Consider the following 1,094-nt stretch of genomic DNA (forward strand, 5'->3'; position numbering starts at 1 on the left):
GGACGACCCGGGCCCCGCCGAGCACTACTCCGAAGCCGGGTACGCGCGGATCCGCAGGCTGGCGCGCGAGCTGTCCTGGCTGCGGTCGCGGGCGTCGGCGCCGCTGCCGGACCTGGTCGCGGACGTCGAACGGGTGCTGCTGCTCGACGTCGAGACCGCCGCCCGGCCCGGTCCCGCGGGCCGCGCGCACCTGGACGCCTTCGCGGACGTCGTCGCGGACTTCGCGGCGGGTGCCGAGGTGTCCGGCCTGCCCGCCCTGCTGGACTACCTGGACACCGCCGAGCAGGCCGAGGACGGGCTGTCCCCGGGCGAGGTCGAGGTGGCCGAGGACCGGGTGCAGATCCTCACCGTGCACGCGGCGAAGGGCCTGGAGTGGGAGGTCGTGGCCGTCCCGCACCTGGTCACCCAGGTGTTCCCCGGCCGGAAGATGTCCGGGAGCTGGATCACCGCCGTCGCCGAGCTGCCGGTCCCGCTGCGGGGGGACGCGGACGACCTGCCCGGGCTGTACGTCCCGCCCGCGCCGGACCGCAAGCAGGTCGAGCTGGCCCTCGACGAGCACGAGGATGGCCTCGAGGCGCGGCGGCGGACCGAGGAGCGGCGGCTGTTCTACGTGGCGCTCACCCGGTCGGAGCGGGTGCTGCTGTGCTCGGGACACCACTGGGGCGCCACCGGGTCGACGCCGCGGGGGCCGTCGGAGTTCCTCACCACGCTGGGCGCGGTCACCGTGCCCGAGGTGTGGGCGGACCCGCCCGAGCCCGAGGCGGAGAACCCGGTGCTGGCCCGTGAGGTCACCGGCGAGTGGCCCGCCGACCCGTTCGGCGCCCGGTCGGCCGCGGTGCACGAGGGCGCCGACCTGGTGCGCGAGGCGCTGAAGGCCCGGGAGCGGGCGAAGCGGGCCCGGAAGCGGCAGGACGAGAACCAGCTCAGCTTCGAGCTGGAGGAACCGGAGCCCGTCGAGGACCCGGATCCCGAGGGCTGGGCCGCGGACGTGGACGTCCTGCTCGCCGAGCGGGCCGCAGGCGTCGCCCGCCCCACGGTCACGCTCCCCGGCCAGGTCAGCGTGAGCCAGCTCGTCGAGCTCGCCGCGGACACGG

Annotated in this window: 1 protein-coding gene; it reads left to right on the top strand. The window is 76.3% G+C overall.

From position 1 onward, the window contains the following. On the top strand, positions 1 to 1,094 hold a 1,094-nt coding region (locus tag H5J29_RS33830), incomplete at both ends, for a 3'-5' exonuclease (protein ID WP_281376173.1).

It is taken from the genome of Pseudonocardia pini, from assembly GCF_013870575.1.
Classification (GTDB): domain Bacteria; phylum Actinomycetota; class Actinomycetes; order Mycobacteriales; family Pseudonocardiaceae; genus Pseudonocardia; species Pseudonocardia pini.